4 protein-coding genes are annotated in these 18,529 nt (G+C 70.2%); all 4 read right to left on the bottom strand.

Translation table 11 applies throughout. The features are described 5' to 3' along the window. Window positions 1-9 precede the first annotated feature (9 nt). Window positions 10-13,692 (bottom strand): amino acid adenylation domain-containing protein, encoded by a 13,683-nt coding sequence (locus tag F3087_RS26015; protein WP_449583794.1) that lies wholly within the window; start codon window positions 13,690-13,692, stop codon window positions 10-12. A gap of 479 nt (window positions 13,693-14,171) precedes the next feature. Beyond that, a complete protein-coding gene (gene lnt, locus F3087_RS26010; protein ID WP_150404644.1) occupies window positions 14,172-15,971 on the bottom strand; it encodes an apolipoprotein N-acyltransferase in 1,800 nt (599 codons plus the stop codon). Window positions 15,972-16,634: 663 nt separating this feature from the next. Then, on the bottom strand, window positions 16,635-18,230 hold the full coding sequence (locus F3087_RS26005; RefSeq protein WP_150404643.1) for an amidohydrolase: 1,596 nt from the start codon (window positions 18,228-18,230) through the stop codon (window positions 16,635-16,637). Window positions 18,231-18,270: 40 nt separating this feature from the next. Next, window positions 18,271-18,513, bottom strand: a complete 243-nt coding sequence (locus F3087_RS26000; RefSeq protein ID WP_150404642.1) for a ribbon-helix-helix protein, CopG family — start codon at window positions 18,511-18,513, stop codon at window positions 18,271-18,273. Window positions 18,514-18,529 lie beyond the last annotated feature (16 nt).

Raw genomic sequence — 18,529 nt, 5'->3', positions numbered from 1 at the left:
ACCCCTGCATCACCTTTGCTTCTCCTTCTTCCTGATCCCGATGGCAGGCTTGTCGGATCGCGAGCCGTTCTTGCTCCGCTTGATCGTCGGCAGCTCGGGATCACCGTCGAGCCGGCGGCGTAAGACCGAACCGATCGCGGCCAGCGATTCGGGTGCGGTCATCGCCGAGTGCCTGCACGGCAGCTCATGATCATCAATCGCGCCGGTGACGAACGGTTGCCACGCGGCCGCGCGGCGTTCCGGATCGGCCCGGTTGATCTCGTCCGCGGCGGCGGTGAAGAACAGCACGTCACCGTCGAAAACCCGAGGCCGGAAACCGTGCGCGAGCAGGGTGCCGTTGGTGTAGCCGGCGTAGAGCCGTTCGAGGTGCTCGACGGTGAGCGCCGCGAACGGTCCCGGCCGCGAACGCAGCAGTTCCGCCGCGTCGCGCAGGTTCATCGCCGGGTCGATCGGGGTGTCGAGCCGGCCGCCGCCGAACTCCTCGATGATCTCGGCCACGCTCGGGATCGCGTGCTCGAGCCAGGCATCGGAAAGCCGGTAGCTGTCCATCATCGACAGCAGCGCGACCTCGTCGCCGGCGTCCTGCAAGCGCACCGCGACCTCGTGCGCGATCAGCCCGCCGAGCGACCAGCCGAGCAGATGGTAGGGCCCGACCGGCTGGATCGACTTGATATGGGCCACATACTGTCCGGCGGCCTCGGCGATAGAGGCGAAGCCGTCCTCCCCCGCGACGTGCGGCGCCTGCAACCCGTACACCGGACGGTCCGGCGCGAGGTGCGCGAGCAGACCCGAGTAGCACCAGGCCAGCCCGATCGCGGGATGGATGCAGAACAGCGGCGCCGCAGCACCATTGGGACGGATGGGCAGCACCGGACCCAGCGCCGCCGCGATGCCCGCGCCGGCACCGTCGAGCCGGGCGGCGATGGCGGCCGGGGTCGCCTCGCCGAACATCAGCTGCACCGGCAGGTCCAGACCGTTGGCCCGCACCTGCGCAACCACTTTCGTGGCCAGCAGCGAGTTGCCGCCGAGCTCGAAGAACCCGTCGTCGGCACCCACCGATTCCAGGCCGAGCACCGCGGCGAACGCCGCGCACAGCGCCGACTCGGTCGGCGTGGACGGCGCCCGGTAGCCCTCGGCGGCGGCGAACACCGGTTCCGGCAACGCCTTTCGGTCCAGCTTGCCGACCGGGCTGAGCGGCACCCGATCGAGCAGCATGATCGATTGCGGCACCATGTAATTCGGCACCAGCTCGGCCACGTGCTCGGTCAGCTCGGCCGCGGTGACCCCGTTGCGCGCCTTCACATACGACACCAGCGCGGTGGTTCCGGCCGGTGTGCGATGCCCGATGGTGGTGGCGAACTCGACCGCGCCGTGCCTGGACAGCGCCGCGTCGATCTCGCCGAGTTCGATACGGAAGCCACGGATCTTGACCTGATGGTCGGTGCGGCCGACGTACTCGATCTCGCGTCCGGAGCCCGTGCTGCGCCCCGCGGCCAGCGAACCCGTCCCGGACCACCAGCGCACGAGGTCGCCGGTGCGGTACATTCGCTCTCCCGGCTTGCCGTACGGGTTCGCGACGAACCGCTGCGCCGTGAGACCCGGCCGATTGTGATAGCCCCGAGCCAGCGCGGCACCGGACAGATGCAGCTCGCCGGTGACGCCGACCGGTGCGGGGTGCAGGCGCGTGTCCAGGATGGTCGCGCTGACCCCGCGGATCGGGCCGCCGATGGTGATCGGACCACCCGGTGTCAGGGGCTGGCCGATCACCGTGACGATGGTCGTCTCGGTGGGCCCGTACACGTTGTACAGGTTGCGGTTCGGCGCCCAGCGGGTGACCAGATCCGGCGGCAGCGCCTCGCCGCCGACCAGCACGTGCCGCAGCTCGGTGACCCCGGACGGGTCGACCGTGCCGAGCGCGGAGGTGGTGATGAACGCGTGCGTGATCCGCTCGTCGATGAACACCCGGCCCAGATCGTCCCCGCCGACCACGCCGGGCGGCGTGATCACCAGGGTCGCCGCGCCGCCGAGTGCGAACAGCAGGTCGAGCATCGCCGCGTCGAAACTCGGTGTCGCGAAATGCAATACGCGGCTACCCGGCCGGACGTCGAAGCGCTGCGCGGTCTCGGCGGCGAAGTTGGACAGGCCACCGTGGGTGACCACCACGCCCTTCGGCGTGCCGGTCGAGCCGGAGGTGTAGATCACGTAGGCCGGGTTGTCCATCCGCAGCGGTGCGTTGCGCTCCGCGGCGGCGATCGGCGCGTCGGACGAGTCGAGCACCAGCCCGCGGAAGCGCACGTCGTCCAGCACGATCCACTCGACGCCGCCGGGCAGCTCGGCACGGTAGTCGCCGAGCGTGATGCCCAGTGCCGCACCGGAATCCGACAGCATGTGCTCGATCCGGTGGGCCGGGTACAGCGGGTCGACGGGCACGAACGCGGCGCCGGCCTTGGCCACCGCGAGCACCGTCGCCACCGATTCGACCGAGCGCGGAATGCCCAGCGCCACCAGCGTTTCCGGCCCGACGCCGCGCCCGATCAGCACCCGCGCCAGCCGGTTCGTCCACCGGTCGAGCGCGTCGTAGCTGACCTGAGTGTCGTGCGTGCGCAACGCGATCGCCTTGCGGTCGACGTTCACCGCCGCCTCGAACACCTCCGCGAAGGCGACCGGACGATCGGCCTCCGCACCGCGCACCGGAGCCAGCCCGGACCATTCGGCGGGATCGAGCAGCTCCAGGTCCCCCACCGCGGTGGTCGGATTCGTGGCGACGGCGGTGAGCAGCCGGACCAGTCGCGTGCCCAGCAGCAGCGCGGTCTGCTCGTCGAACAGATCGCTCGCGTAGTTCACCGACAGCGTGATGCCGGCCGGATCGCGTTCCGGCGTCTGCGATTCGGTGAGGGTGAATTGCAGGTCGAACTTGGCGATCCCGGTGTCCACATCGGCGGCCTCGATCCGCAGATCGGGCAGATCGAGGCCGCGCACCGGCTGGTTCTGCACCGAGAGCATCACCTGGAACATCGGGTGATGTGCTTGCGAGCGAGCCGGATTCAGCACCTCGACGAGCCGCTCGAACGGCACGTCGGCGTGCGCGAACGCGTCCAGGTCGGTGTCGCGGACGGTGTGCAGCAGGTCGGTGAACCTGGCGTCCGGATCGATCCGGGTGCGCAGCACCAGCGTGTTGACGAACATGCCGATCAGCCGGTCCAGCGCGGGGTGCCCGCGCCCGGCGATGGGCGTGCCGACGGTGATGTCGTCGGTCGCGGTCATCCGGTGCAGCAGCACCGCCAAGGCGGCGTGCAGCACCATGAACATGCTGACGTTGTTGCTGGTCGCGACGGTGTGCAGCTCCCGGTGGGTCGCCGCGTCGACCGCGCATTCGACCAGTCCGCCGCGGTAGGACGGCAGCGGCGGACGCCGCCGGTCGGCGGGCACGGTGAGCAGTTCGGGGCTGCCGTCCAGGGTGCGCCGCCAGTAGGCGAGCTGCCGGCTCAGCACCGAGTCGGCGTCGTTCTCGGCGCCGAGCGTGTCCTGTTGCCACAGCGTGTAATCCGCGTACTGGACGGTGAGCTCGGACCACTCCGGCGTCCGTCCGGCGCAGGCCGCCCGGTAGGCGGTGGCCACGTCGAGCGCCATCGGCTCGAGCGACCAGCCGTCCATGGCGATGTGGTGCACCACCAGGACCAGCACGTGCTCGTCGGACACCTCGGCCGGGTTCTGCACGCCGGTGTCGCCGTCGGGCGAGACCGAGATCAGCGCGGCCCGGATCGGCACCATGCCCGCGAGGTCGAATCCCGGTGCGGCGAACCGGCGTACGGCATCGTCCACCTCGGCCGGGGTGACCGTCGCGACGAACAGCGTGATTGCCGCGGCGGCCAGATCGAGCACCTGCTGGGCCGGTTCGCCGTTGGTCTCGGGGAACACCGTCCGCAGGGTCTCGTGCCTGGCCTGCACCGCGTGCAGCGCCATGACCAGCGCGTCGACGTCGAGCTTGCCGTTCATCCGCAGCACGACCGGCACGTTGTAGGCGCCCGCCGTCTGCTCGGCCGCGTCGCCGGATCCGTTGAACCGGTTGAGGAACCACAGCCGGCGCTGGGCCGCCGACAACGGAATCCGCTCGGGCCGGTGGCGGCGCACCAGCGCCGGACGCGCGTCCGCGCCGGCCGGGCCGGAGTCGAGCAGCGCGGCGAGCGCGGCCACCTTCGGCGCGGCGAACACGGTGCGCACTTCGAGGCGGATATTCGTCGCCGCGGCCAGCCGGGCGACGAGTTGCGTTGCCAGCAGCGAGTTTCCGCCGATGTCGAAGAAGCTGTCGTCGGCGTTGACCGCATCGACGCCGACCAGATCCGCCATCACCCGGGCGACCAGCCGTTCGGACTCGGTCCGCGGCGCCCGCGCGGCGACGTCGGCGACGAGCTGCGGTTCGGGCAGCGCGGCGGTGTCCAGCTTGCCGACCGGGGTGAGCGGAATCTGTTCCAGCACAGTGATACTCGTGGGCACCATGTGCGACGGCAACTGCGCGCCCAGATGGGCGCGCACCGCCTCCACATCCACACCCGCGTGCTCGTCGGCGGCTTGGACGAAGGACACGATCCGATCCGCGCCCGCGATCTGGCGAACCTCGGTGTGCGCGAACCGCACTCCGGGATGCTCGCCGAGCGCGGCGGTGATCTCGCCGAGCTCGATGCGGAAGCCGCGCACCTTCACCTGATGGTCGCTGCGGCCGAGGTAGCAGAGTTCGCCGGCCCCGTTCCAGCGCACCACGTCACCGGTGCGGTACAGCCGGGCGCCCGCCGGTCCGTACGGGTCGGCGACGAAACGCAGTGCGGTGAGCCCGAATCGGTCGAAGTACCCGCGCGCCACGCCGTGTCCGCCGAGGTACAGATCGCCGGGCACGCCGACCGGCACCGGACGCAACCGCTCGTCCAATACCAGCGCCCGCGCGCCGCGGACCAGGGTGCCGATGGTGACCGGCCGGTCCGCGGTCAGCGTCGCGATGGTGGCGACGACGGTCGTCTCGGTCGGCCCGTACCCGTTGAACATGGCCCGTCCCGGCGCCCAGCGGGCCACCAGGTCGGGCGCGCACGCCTCGCCGCCGACCATCAGCGCCCGCAGGTGCGGCAACGGCCAGCGTTCGTGGTCGATGGTGGACAGCGCGGCCGGGGTCAGGAAGGTGTGGGTGATCCGCTCCCGTTCCAGCAGCGCGGCCAGCTCGTCGCCGCCGTAGACCTCCGGCGGGCAGATCACCATGGCCGCGCCGGAACCCACCGCGAGCAGCAGGTCGAGCATGGCCGCGTCGAAGCTCGGCGAGGAGAAGTGCAGCGTGCGCGACTCGCGGTCGACCCGCATGCGGTCGCGCAGCTCGTCGGCGAAGTTGGACAGTCCGGCGTGGGTGACCGCGACGCCCTTGGGCTTTCCGGTGGAGCCGGAGGTGTAGATCAGGTACGCGAGATCGGCGGCCTCGATGGTGCACAGCCGGTCGAGATCGTCGACCAGTGCGTCGTCGTAGGTGTCGAGTTCGGTGACGAAGCCGGGTTCGTCGAGCAGCAGCCAGTCGGTCGACGGGCCGTCGAGGGCGGCCGCGTACAGCCGGTCGGCGTGCTCGGTGACGGTGACGCCGACCCAGCAGCCCGCGTCGCTGAGCATGTGCCGGATTCGGTCGGCCGGGTAGTTCGGGTCGACCGGCACGAACGCGGCGCCGGACTTGACCACCGCGAGCAGCGTGACGACGGACTCGACGGATCGGGTGAGTCCCAGCGCGACCCGGTCGCCGATGCCGATGTCCCGCGCGAGCAGGGCCCGGGCCAGCCGATTCGAGCGGCGATCCACTTCCGCGTAGGTCAGCGTTGTCGTGCCCGACTGCACCGCGGTGCGCTGCGGATGCATGTGCGCGGTGGCGGTGAAGTACGCGGACAACGTGCACTGCGGCATGGTCGCGCCGCCGGTCGCCGGGGCGAACAGGCGCCGCTCCCGCTCGGTGCGAGCGTCGATGTCGCGCACCAGGACTCGCGGATCGGCGGTGACCGCCGCGAGCACCCGGAGGAACCGGTCGGCCAGGGTGTGGATCGTCGACTCGTCGAAAAGCTCGGCGGCGTAAACGAATTCGAAGGCTTGACCGGGTTCGCCCGGCCCGGCGTCGCAGCCGATGTGCGCGACCCGCAGCTCCAGGTCGAACTTGGCCAGCGCGATGTCGAGTTCCTCGGCGCGCAACGCCAGATCCGGCAGTTCCAGCACCGGGACGGGTCCGTCCTGCACGCTCAACGCCACCTGGAACAGCGGATGGCGGCCGAAACTGCGTGCCTCGCGGCCCAATTCCTCGACGATGCGCTCGAACGGGATGTCCGCGTGCGCCATCGCGGCCAGCTCGGTGTCCCGATCGGCGCGCAGCAGGCCCGCGAAGGTGCGGTCCGGATCGACGTCCGAACGCAGCACCAGCGTGTTGACGAACATGCCGACCAGCTCGTCGAGCTTGGTGTCGGTGCGACCCGCGACCGGCGTGCCGATCACGATGTCGCGGCCGCCGGTCACGGTGCGCAACAGCACGGCAAGCGCCGAGCGCAGCACCATGAACATGCTGACGCCCTGCTCTTTGCCCAGGTCGGCCAGCGCGCGCTGGACAGGTTCTGGCACCGTGAATTTCACCGTGCCCGCCCGCTGCGTCGGTTCCGCGGGGCGCGGCCGATCGTAGGGCAGGGGCAGTTCGTCGGGCAGGTCCGCCAGCGCGGTGCGCCAGTAGGCCAGCTGGTTGCCCGCGAGGCTGCCCGGGTCGTTCTCGTCGCCGAGGACGGCGCGCTGCCAGAGCCCGAAGTCGGCGTACTGCACCGGAAGTGGCGCCCAGGCGGGTGCGGCGCTCTCGTGCCGCGCCACGTACGCGGCGGCCAGGTCCCGGGTCAGCGGGCCGAGCGACCAGCCGTCGGCGGCGATGTGGTGCACCACGATGCCGAGCAGGTAGCGCTCGGATCCGGTGCGCAGCAACGTCGTTCGCAGCGGAGTATCGCGCACGAGATCGAAGCCGGTGTGCGCGAGGGTGCGCAGTGCGGCCGCCGCGCCCGCGTCGTCGATGTCGATCGGATCGATCGTCGGCAGCGCGCGCGAGGTCGGCAGCACCGACTGCTGGGCCCCGTTGTTGTCCTCCGGAAAGACCGTGCGCAACACCTCGTGCCGCTCGACCACGTCGGTGAGCGCCGCCCGCAGGGCCGCGACATCCAGATCACCCGCGATTCGGATAACGAAAGCGATGTTATATGCGCTCGATTCGGGAGAATATCGATTGAGGAACCACAGTCGCTGCTGCGGCAGCGACAATGGAATGCGTCCCGGACGCGTGGTCTGCACAGCCAGCGCCAACCGCTGCGTCCGGGGCGCTTCCGTGAGCCGCTCGGCGACGCCGGCGATGGTGGGCGCCTCGAAGATCACCCGTACCGGCAGGTCCACCCCGAACTCCGCGTGCAGCGCCGCGGCGAGCCGGGTGGCAAGCAGCGAGTTACCGCCGACGTCGAAGAAGCTGTCCTCCGCGCCGGTGATCGGGCGGCCGAGGATGTCGCCGAACACGCCCGCGACGCGCAACTCCAGATCGGTGCCCGGCGCGCGCGACGAACCGAGAGCGGCGAAAACGGGTTCCGGGAACGCCTTTCGATCCAGCTTGCCCGCCGGCGTGACCGGCAGCTCGTCCAGCACGATGACCGAGGCGGGCACCATGTATCCGGGCAGCCGCTGCCGCGCGGTCTCGATGATCGCCGCGGCCTCCACCGGCTGGTCCGCGGTGACATACGAGGCGAGCCGCGGCTGGCCCTGCTCGTCGGTGTGCACGATGGTCAGCGCGAAGCTCACGCCCGGATGCTCGCGCAGCACGTGGTCGATCTCGCGCAGTTCGATGCGGAACCCGCGGATCTTGATCTGATCGTCGGCCCGGCCGAGGAAGCGCAACTGTCCGCCGGTTTCGACGACCACCAGGTCGCCGGTGCGGTACATGCGCTCGCCGCGCCGGCCGTGCGGGTTGGCCGGGAACCGTTGCGCGGTAAGGCCGTATCGGCCGTGATAGCCGCGCGCCAGGCCGGGGCCGGACAGGTACAGCTCGCCCGGCGTGCCCGGCGGCACCGGATGCAGCCGCCCGTCCAGCACGAACAGCCGCATGCCGCGGATCGGCCTGCCCAGCGGCACCGGGCGGCCCGGCACCATCGGACCGGTGGCGGTGGCCGCGACGGTCGCCTCGGACGGGCCGTACATGTTGTGCATGCGGTGCTGGACCGACCAGGTCTCGACCAGTTCCTCCGAGCACGCCTCGCCACCGACGATGACCGCCTCGAGCTCGTCGAGCCCCGCGGTCGGCACGGTGGCCAGCGCGGCGGGGGTGACGAACGCGTGGGTGACTCGTTCGTCGCGCAGGAACGCGGCGAGTTCGGTGCCGCCGTAGAGGCCGGCCGGAGCCACGACGATGGTCGCGCCCGCGGCGAAACCGAGCAGCAGTTCCAGCACCGACGCGTCGAAGCTCGGCGACGAGAAGTGCAGTGTCCGAGCCGAATCCGAGACGCCGAACAGGTGCATCTGCTCGTGCGCCAGGGACGCGAGCCCGGCGTGGGTGATGATCACCGCCTTCGGGGTGCCGGTCGAACCCGAGGTGTAGATCAGGTACGCCGGGTGCACCGTGCACAGCGGATGGTGCCGGTCGGCATCGGTGATGGGATCGGTCGAGTAGGCAACGCATTCGGCGGCCAGTTCGTCGGAACCGAGCACCAGCCAGTCGACCTGATGCTTGCGGTGCCTGCCGCGCGGCGCGGGCCATTCCGGCATGGCCGCAAGGCATTCCGCGTCGGTCAGGCCGAGCAGCGCGCCGGAGTCGGTGATCATGTGCGCGATCCGCTCGCCCGGGTAGCCCGGATCGATCGGCACATACGCCGCACCGGTTTTCGCGACCGCCCAGACCGCGGTGATGGCGTCCAGGCCGCGGGGCAGCGCGATGGCGACGACCACCTCGGGGCCCGCGCCGTGCTCGATCAGCGCGCGGGCCAGCTTGTTCGACGTCTCGTCGAGCTCGCGGTAGCTGGTGTCGATGCCGAGGTAGCGCACCGCGATCGCGTCCGGCAGCCGCTCGGCGGTGTCGGTGAGCAGCCGGGCCAGGGTGTTGAACGGCTCGGCCGGGGAACCCGCGATCGGCACCAGGTTGGCGAGTTCGCGGCGGTCCAGGATGGTCAGATCGCCGATCGGCATGCTCGGCGCGGCGACCACCGCGTTCAGCACGGCGACGAACCGGCGGGCGAACGACTCGACCGTCGAGCTGTCGAAAATATCGGTGGCATAGCCGAATTCGGCGGTCAGCGGACCGTCGGAGGTGTCGTCGTGCACGACCAGTTGCAGGTCGAACTTGGCGATGTCGGAGACGATCGGCAGCACCTCGGCCTGCACGCCGGACAGCTCGACCCGCAGGTCGGGCGCGCGATCGTAGGACAGCATCACCTGGAACAGCGGATGCCGGGCGGCGGAGCGCTCCGGGTTGACCACCTCGACCAGCCGCTCGAACGGCACATCGGCGTTGGCGAAGGCGTTGAGATCGGTCTCGCGGGCCACATCGAGCATGCGGTCGAAGCCGGCGGCGGGATCGACCTCGGTGCGCAGCACCAGCGTGTTGACGAACATGCCGACCAGCTCGTCCAGCGCCGGATCGGAGCGGCCCGCGATCGGCGTGCCGATGGCGATGTCGGTGCTCGCGCACAACCGGGACAGCAGCGTGGCCAGCGCGGCGTGCAGCACCATGAACATGCTCACGCCCCGGGTGGCGGCCAGTTCGCCTGCGGCGCGGCGGATTTCCGGGGCGATGGTGAATTCGACCCGGCCGCCGGTGGTGGCGCGGCGCAGCGGGCGCGGGCGGTCCAGCGGCAAGTCGAGCTGGTCGGGCAGCCCGGCCAGCGCCGAACGCCAGTGCGTCAGTTGACCACTCAGCGCGCTGGCCGGATCGGATTCGTTGCCGAGCAGCTCGCGCTGCCACAGCGCGAAGTCCGCGTACTGCACCGGCAGCGGGGTCCACTGCGGTGCGCCGCCCTCGGTGCGCGCGGACACCGCGGTCATCAGGTCCCTGGCCAGCGGGGCGATCGACCAGCCGTCACCGCAGATGTGGTGCAGCACCAGCAGGAAGACCCAGCTGTCCGGTCCGGTGGTGTAGAGCGCCACCCGGACCGGGGCCTGGATGCGCAGATCGAAACCGTACCCGGCGAATTCGGTGGCCAGCGCGGCCACGTCCGCGCCGGTGGCGTCGATCGGATCGAGGGTGAGCGGGATCTCGGCGGCCGGGTGGATCAGCTGGCACGGACCGTCCGCGAACTCCGGGAAGGTGGTGCGCAGGCTCTCGTGCCGTTCGATCACGTCGACCAGGCCGGCGCGCAGCGCCTCGACGTCGAGCGCACCCTCGATCCGCACGGCCAGCGGCATGTTGTAGGCGGCCGCGTGTTCGGCGAATCGGTTGAGGATCCACAGCCGCTGCTGGGCGAGCGAGAGCGGAATCCGCTCCGGGCGTTCGGCCGCAACGAGTTTCGGCGAGGCGACGTCGGTGGTGTGGGTGGCGAAGCACTGGGTGAGCGCGGCGATGGTGGACGCCTCGAACAGGTCGCGGATGGTCAGTCCGGTGCCGAGGGCGGCGTTGATCCTGGCCACCGCGCGGGCGGCGATGAGCGAGTTGCCGCCGAGGTCGAAGAAGCTGTCCTCGACGCCGATGTCGTCGGTGCCGAGCACCTCGGCGAAGATGCGGGCGAGCACGCGCTCCACCTCGGTGCGCGGCTCGGCCGTCGATCTGTTGTTCGAGCGGGCGCCCACCGCGGGCGCGGGCAGCGCCTTGCGGTCGATCTTGCCGTTGGCGCTGAGCGGCAGCTCGTCGAGTTCCATCAGCGCGGACGGCACCATGTAGGCGGGCAGGGTGCGGCGCAGCGTGTTCAGCAGGGCGGCCGTGTCGATCCGGGACACCGGGTGCGGGGCGCCGGCCGAGGGCACCGCCGGGCGGTACTCCTCGGCGTCGGGCACCGCGACGACGTAGGCGACCAGTTCGTCGCCGTTGCGTCCGGTGTGGGCCACGCAGACCGCCCTGGCCACCCGATCGTCGGCCAGCAGCGCCGCCTCGATCTCGCCGAGCTCGATGCGCAGGCCGCGGATCTTGACCTGGAAGTCGCTGCGGCCCATGTATTCCAGCACGCCGGGGCGGCCGGTCGCGAGCTGCCAGCGAGCCAGGTCGCCGGTGCGGTACATGCGGACGCCGGGCGCAAAGGGGTTGGCCACGAAGCGATCCGCGGTCAGCCTCGGCTGGCCGAGGTAGCCGCGAGCCAGTTGCACACCGGCCAGGTACAGCTCACCCACGACGCCGGGCGGAACCGGGCGCAGGTGCGAATCCAGCACGTAGGTCTGGGTATTCCACACCGGCGAGCCGATCGGCACGCTCGTCGGATCGGCCGGGCACGGCCAGTAGGTGACGTCGACCGCGGCCTCGGTCGGGCCGTACAGGTTGTGCAAGGCGGGGGCGTGCAACGCGGCATGGAAGTCGCGGACCGTCGCGGCGGGCAGTGCTTCGCCGCTGCAGAACACCTGGCGCAGTGCGGTGCAGCCGCGCACGTCGGTGTCGGTGACGAAGACCGACAGCATGGACGGCACGAAATGCGCCGTGGTGATCCGCTTTTCGGTGATCAGCCGGGCGAGGTAGCCGGGGTCGCGGTGGCCGTCGTGCTCGGCGACGACCAGGCGCGCACCGATCTGCAAGGGCCAGAAGAACTCCCAGACCGACACGTCGAAGGTGGCCGGGGTCTTCTGCAAGACCGCGTCGGTGTGGTCGAGCGGGTATTCGTGCTGCATCCAGCGCAGCCGGTTGACGATCGCGGCGTGCGTGACGCCGACGCCCTTCGGCTTGCCGGTCGAGCCGGAGGTGAAGATCACGTAGGCGAGGTGGTCGGCGCGCAGCGCGCAGGTGCGGTCGGCGTCGGTGATCGGGGCGCCGGAGTGGCCGGACAGGTCGACGGTGTCGACGGCGAGCCGGTTCACCGGCAGGGTGAGCTCGTCGCGGTCGGCGGTCAGCACGCAGACCGGTGCCGCCTGGCGCACGATCTGCTCGATCCGCTCGGCCGGATGCTCGGGATCCAGCGGCAGGTAGGCCGCGCCCGTCTTGACGATCGCGTACATGCCGACGACGAGATCGAGGCTGCGGCGCAGGCACAGCGCGACCACCCGCTCCGGGCCCGCGCCGCGGGTGATGAGCAGGCGGGCGAGGCGGTTCGCGCGGTCGTCGAGTTCGCGATATGTCAGCGTCCCGCAGGGACTCATCGAGGGGTGGTGGTCGGGCGACGGGAGGGCCAGTGCCTCGTCGCCGAATTCGAGGGCGATGGTGTCGGGGCAGCTCGCGACGCGCTCGGCGAACAGGCTCGCGAGGGTGCCGGTGTGCGGCGGGGTCTCGGTCGCGTTCCAGTCGTGCAGGACCCGGGTGCGTTCGGCCGCGGTGATGGCGGTGAGCGTCTCCGCGCGGGTGTCCGGCGCGGCGGTCAGGAAGCGGGTGAGGAAATCGAGGTAGCGGTCGTGGTGGGTGGTCACCTCGGTCTCGCTGTAGAGCCGCGGGTTGGCCTCGAAGTCGACGTGGATGCGGTTGCCGACGCCGTTGTACAGGTTGACCGACAGGTCCTCGACGGGACCGGTGGCCAGCACGTTGAGCGAGCCGACCAGGTTGCCGAACTTCAGCTCGTTGTGGAACAGCATGATGTTGACCATCGGGCCGAAGAAGCCGCGGGCGTCGCGGGAGTAGCCACAGTCGCGGCGGATGTCGTCGTGGCGGTAGCGCTGGTGGCGCAGCGCGCCGGTGATCTGGAGTTCGGCGGCCTTGACCACGTCGGCGACGGTGGTCTCGGGGGTGAACCGCAACCGGATCGGCACCACGTTGGAGATCACGCCCGCGGAGCGGCGCAGCGAGACCGTGGTGCGCGCGGAGACCGGCAGGCTGAGCACGACATCCGGATTGCCGGTCACCGAGCGCACATACGCGCCCAGCGCCGCGACGAACAGCGCCGAGTTGGCGGTGCCGAACTCGGCGGTCGCGGTGTCCACCGCGGACTGGGCGCGGTCGTCGAGCACCGCGGTGGCGGTGCGCCGGCCCACGTCGTGGCTGGCCGCGGTGACGGTGACGCCGCTGAGGCTCATCGGCTCGCCGGCTCCGGCCAGCTGCTCGAGCCAGTAGTCGCGGTCCGCGCGGAACCGGCTGGTGTCGCGGTAGCGCACCTCGTCGGCGTAGATCTCGGTGAGCGGCATCGCCCGGGAAGCGACCGGCTCGGTGTGGTTCTCCAGGGCGGTGTAGATCTCGGCGGTGCGGGTGAGCGCGTTCATCGCGCCGTAGCCGTCGATCACGATGTGATGGGCACGGGCGTACCAGATGTAGTCCGAATCCCCGGTCCGCAGCACCACATTCGTGCTGAGCGGGTCGCGTTCCAGATCGGTCGGTGTGCTGGCGTGCTCGTGCATCCAGCGCATCGCCGCCGCGTGCGGGTCGGCCTCGTGGCGCAGATCGACCCGCGCCCAGCCGGGCCTGCGGGTGGAATCGACCAGCTGATGCGGGATTCCGTCGATCTCGCGCAGGCGCACCTGCCCGACCTGGGTCTCCGCGCCGAACCGTTCGATGGCGTAGAGCAGCCGCCCGACATCCAGGTCGCCGTGGATCTCCACGTACTGGGCGATGGTCAAGGGCACATCCGGGCGAATCCGCTGCGCGTACCAGAGCGCCGTTTGCGCCGGCGACAAAACGAACGGTTGTGCCGAAAATTCGCCGGATGAACATTGGTCGACGCGATCCGTGGCCAATGAACTCATCAATCACTCCGTTCCGCAGCTGTTGAAGCAACTCCACGTGCATCGCCACACGGCCGGCGCGCAGGCGCCGACCACGGACGTGATCTACGCCTTTAGATTCGGAGCGTTAGAACGGGCGGATTGCCGACGAGTTGGATTTGTTTCACATCCAACGCCGTTGGCGGGTCGTGATTTTGGCAGCTACATCGTCGCGAACTGGGCGATTTGGGCGCATTGCACGAGGGAAACGCCAGGAAGATAGGTGACGCGACAAGAAAACGCCCGCGTACCCCACGCGACTCGGCGAATATTGCGCTACATCACAATTCGGCTACAGATGCCACAGAAAATACCGGGTGTCCGGTCTGGTATCGCCGCCGTCAGGAGACGGATTGTCCGATCTCGGCGTTCCGGTCGGTCGTCTCCTCGGTTCGAGAGCGCCGACGCCGGACCACCACCCCGGCCACCAACGCTGCGACGGTCAGCGCGACGAAGACGCGCTCCGGCGCCGGACCGACCCGAGTCGCGACGGTGTTGCTGGTTCGCAGGGGCAGATCGGCGACCAAAGCGGCGGGGATGAACTGCGGCGTCTCCTGCTCCACGCTGCCGTCGGCGGCGATGATCGCACTCACCCCGGAGGTGGCCGCGACGACGAGGGCGCGGCCGTGTTCGACCGCCCGGATCCGGGACATGGCCAGCTGCTGATAGGTCATCTCGCTGTCGCCGAAGGTCGCGTTGTTCGTCGGCACGGTGAGCAGCTGGGCGCCCGCGCGCATCGCGTCCTCGAAGGCGCGGTCGAAGGCGACCTCGTAGCAGGTCGCGACGCCGATGTCGACGCCGTCGGCGCGCACCACGCCGTCGCCGTGGCCGGGCACGAAATATCCGGCGCGATCGGCGTATTCGGAGAACAGGCGGAAGAAGGAGCGCATCGGCAGGTACTCGCCGAACGGCTGGATGATCTTCTTGTCGTGCCGCTCCCCCGGACCCGCCGCGCCGTTCCAGACGATGACGGAGTTGGTGGTGGTGCGATCGCTGTTCACCAGCACCGCACCGACCAGGATGGGCGCGCCGATCTGCTCGGAAGCCTCGGTGATGATCGCGGCGGCGTCGGCGTTGCGCAGGGGATCGATATCGGACGAATTCTCCGGCCAGATCACCACATCCGGCTTCTTCGCCTGGCCCGCTTCCACCGCGCGGGCCAGTTCCTTGGTGCGGCGGACGTGGTTGTCCAGGACGGCACGGCGTTGAGCATTGAAGTCGAGACCGAGACGCGGAACGCTGCCCTGGATCGCGGCGACGGTGATCGTGCGGTCGCCCTGGTCCGGGTCGGGCAGCGTCGTGCTCAGGAGCAGACCGGCGATCGGCATGATGATCAAAGCCGCTGCGGCGGTGGCGAACGCGGTTCGCGGAGTGGACGCGCGCCGTTGATCGGCCACGGCGCGACGCGCATCCGATGAATCGCGATCGGCCGCTGCCGAGGGGTTGTCCACACTCTCGGCGGCGCTACCCCGCATCGATGCGTCTTCCGTCGAAGCGGCACCGTGCGGCTTCTGGCCGACGCCATCCGAGCTGACTGGCGTAGTCGCGGACGCACCCGCGCGCGCCGATCGCACGGCCAGAATCAGTGCCGCCGCACCGGTTCCGGTGAGCGCCACGGCGAAACTGACCATCGGTGCGCCACCGATCGAGGCCAGCGAGAGGAACCATCCGTCGGCTTGCCCGAATGCCAAACGGCCCCACGGAAATCCGCCGAACGGAAAACTCGACCGCACCCATTCGGCCGTCGCCCACGCCAAAGCCACCCACAGCGGCCAACCGGGCAACCGGCCCACCAGCCGCGACATCAGCCCGAACAGCCCGATGTACACCGCGCATACCGTGGACAACGCCAGCCACGGTACCGGCCCGACATAGATCCCGGTCCACGGCAACAACGGAACGAAAAACGCCAGCCCAGCTAGGAATCCATACCCGAACCCACTGCGCAACCGCCCGCAGTCCCGCACGATCAGCGTGAGTACCGTAATCCCCACTGGCGCAAGGAACCACCACGGCCGCGGCGGGAAACTCCCGAACAGCAAGAGCCCGGCCACAATCGCCGCGACAGATCGCCACAGCACCGGATACCGGCTCACCACAGCCGAGAGTCGTTCACGCACCACGAGTGGTCGCCTTCCCATGCGATAGAGCGGCGTCCGCCGCGATTCCCCGGTGTTGCAATGTCACGCCGATCCCGGCGAATTCGATAGCCGCGCAGCCCAACTCGCCCTCGCATCGATGCCGCTCCCGAACGCCTATCGCCGCCCGAAATGGTCCACACACGACTGGTCGACACTCCGCCGACGACGACCAGGAATTTGGCCGCACCACTACCCTGCGATAAGTCCCGCGCCCACGCGCTCAACTCTGCACGGCCTTCGCCCGAGCTCTCGGCTTGTCCACCAGCACTCACAACGGCCGCCGCACGGCCCATCGACACATCGCCGACGACGACCGGTGTCACGCTGACGAATTCGGCCGCACCGCTGTGCCGCGGTATATCCCGCGCCCACGCGCTCAACCCCGCACGGCCCTCGCTCGAGCTTCCATCGGCGTGCCCACCAGCACTGGCTTCCCCGAGGTCCGTCGAACCAGCGCTGACGATGACCGTTGTCGCACCGACGAATTCGGTCGCATCGCTATGCCGCGGTAAGTCCGACACCCACGCGGTCAACCCTCCGCTGTTTTCGTTCGGGCGTGCTGCGGCCTGCCCACCAGTGTCCGCAATGGCCCACTCGCGTCCCGTCGGAACATTGCCGAAGGCCGGAGGTTCGCGACGCACCCCAGGCAGCTGGGCGGAGCGGTCACGCTTCATAGATGGTGGTTCCCCGGTGGACGGTGCGCAGGCAAGCAGGCAGGGCTGAATCCGGTGTCAGCGGAGGGAGTCCGGGGACGCGGGAGCGGGGGTCGGTGGACCAGCGTTGGACGGTGTCGGCTGCTGCTGCGACGACTAGGTCGTCGGCGTCCCAGATGGCGTAGGAGGCGGGGGCGCCGGGGACGAGGGTGCCGGCGATGCCGTCGCGGACGCCGCCTGCACGCCAGGCCCCTCGGGTGGCGGCGGCGAAAGCGGCACGCGGGGAGAGGGAATGGCCGGGGGTGTGGTGGTTGGCAGCGGCGCGGACGGCGGACCACGGGTCGAGCGGGGTGACCGGGGCGTCGGAGCCGATGGCCAGGGAGATGCCCGCGGAGGCCATGGCGGCGAAGGGATTCAGGGTGGCGGCACGGTCGGCGCCGAGGCGGGCGGCGTACATGCCGTCGGGTCCGCCCCAGGCCGCGTCGAATCCCGGTTGGACGCTGGCGATTACACCCCAGGAGGCCAGTTTGGCGATCTGGTCGGCGTCGAGGAGTTCGGCGTGTTCGACGCGGTGGCCGCGGGCGGCGACGGCGGGGCCGCCGAATTCGCCGACCACCCGGTCGAATCCGGCGATGATCGCGTCCATGGCGGCGTCGCCGATCACGTGGAAGCCGGCCTGGATGCCGGCTTCGGTGCAGGCGCGGACGTGCGCGGCGATGGCGTCGGCGTCGAGGTAGGCGCGGCCGGTGCCCGGTGCGTCGGCGTAGTGGTCGCGCAGCCACGCGGTGTGGGAGCCGATGGAGCCGTCGACGAACAGGTCGCCGCCGAGCGCGTGCACGCCGAGTTCGGCGATCAGGGCGCGGGCTTCCTCAGCGCTGCCGACCGCCTCGCCCCAGTAGGCGCGCACCTCGACGCCGTGCCGGAAGTCGAGCAGTTCGCGAATGTCGGTGCGGCCGGAGATTTCCGGGCCCGCGCATTCGTGCACCGCGACGATGCCGTGCGCGGCGGCGTGGTCCAGCGCGGCGGTTCTGGCTCGATCCCGTTGTGCCCGATCGAGTTCCGCGAGCACGGTGGTGCGGACCAGGTGGTGCGCGGTGGCGCGGACCGGTTCGCCGCGGGTGTAGCCGTCGGCGGTGGTTACCTGCGGCATGGCGTCGAGCAGGGCCGAGGACACCACGGCCGAGTGCGCGTCCACCCGGGACAGGTACACGTGCCGACCGCCCGCGGCCTTGTCGATCTCTTCGATCGTGGGCGGGCGGCCTTCGGGCCAGGTGGTCTCGTCCCAGCCGTCACCGAGGATGGCGCCGTCGGGGCGGGCCGCGGCGAAGTCGCGCAGCAGCGTCAGGCAATGCTCGAGCGAACGCGCCACGGACAGGTCGAGTCCGGTGAGTTTCAGTCCCAGCGCGGTGACGTGCACGTGCGGATCTACGAAGGCCGGCGCGACGAACGCGCCGTCCAGTTCGATGATCTCGGCATCCGGATGCAGCGCACGCCCCGGTTGCTCGGCGCCCAGCCACACCACGGTTCCGTCGGTCACCGCCATCGCTGTCGCGTCGGGGGAACTGGAACTGTAGAAACGACCGCCGATCAGCAACTGGGTTCTCACGAGAGACCAGTCTGCCGTATGCCGGATTCAGGCTTTCAGGTCAGCCGTTCAATACCGGATACGGGGCCGTGTCCTCAAGGCACGCCAGCACCGTCATCACTTCGGCGAACTGGCTCGCACCTAGGTGCGAGCCGGACCGACAACCTGCTTCGACGGCGATGAGCTCCAACCGCAGCGCCGCCGCGGTGAAACCAGAAATCGACTGTCCGGCAGCTGCCGCGGCTTTCTTGACCGCTGCGGCTAGCTCCTCGCTCACCGTGATGGTGAGTTGCTCGGTGGCCATCGCGCCACCATAGCCC

Source organism: Nocardia colli (genome assembly GCF_008704205.1).
Taxonomy (GTDB): domain Bacteria; phylum Actinomycetota; class Actinomycetes; order Mycobacteriales; family Mycobacteriaceae; genus Nocardia; species Nocardia colli.
Note: the sequence above shows the minus strand (reverse complement) of the source record. Positions and strands in the feature narration are given on the sequence as shown.

Excerpts from the sequence above, each read along its gene's own strand:
- lnt (WP_150404644.1), bottom strand. The coding sequence starts at position 15,971 with ATGGGAAGGCGACCACTCGTGGTGCGTGAACGACTCTCGGCTGTGGTG.
- F3087_RS26000 (WP_150404642.1), bottom strand. The coding sequence starts at position 18,513 with ATGGCCACCGAGCAACTCACCATCACGGTGAGCGAGGAGCTAGCCGCA.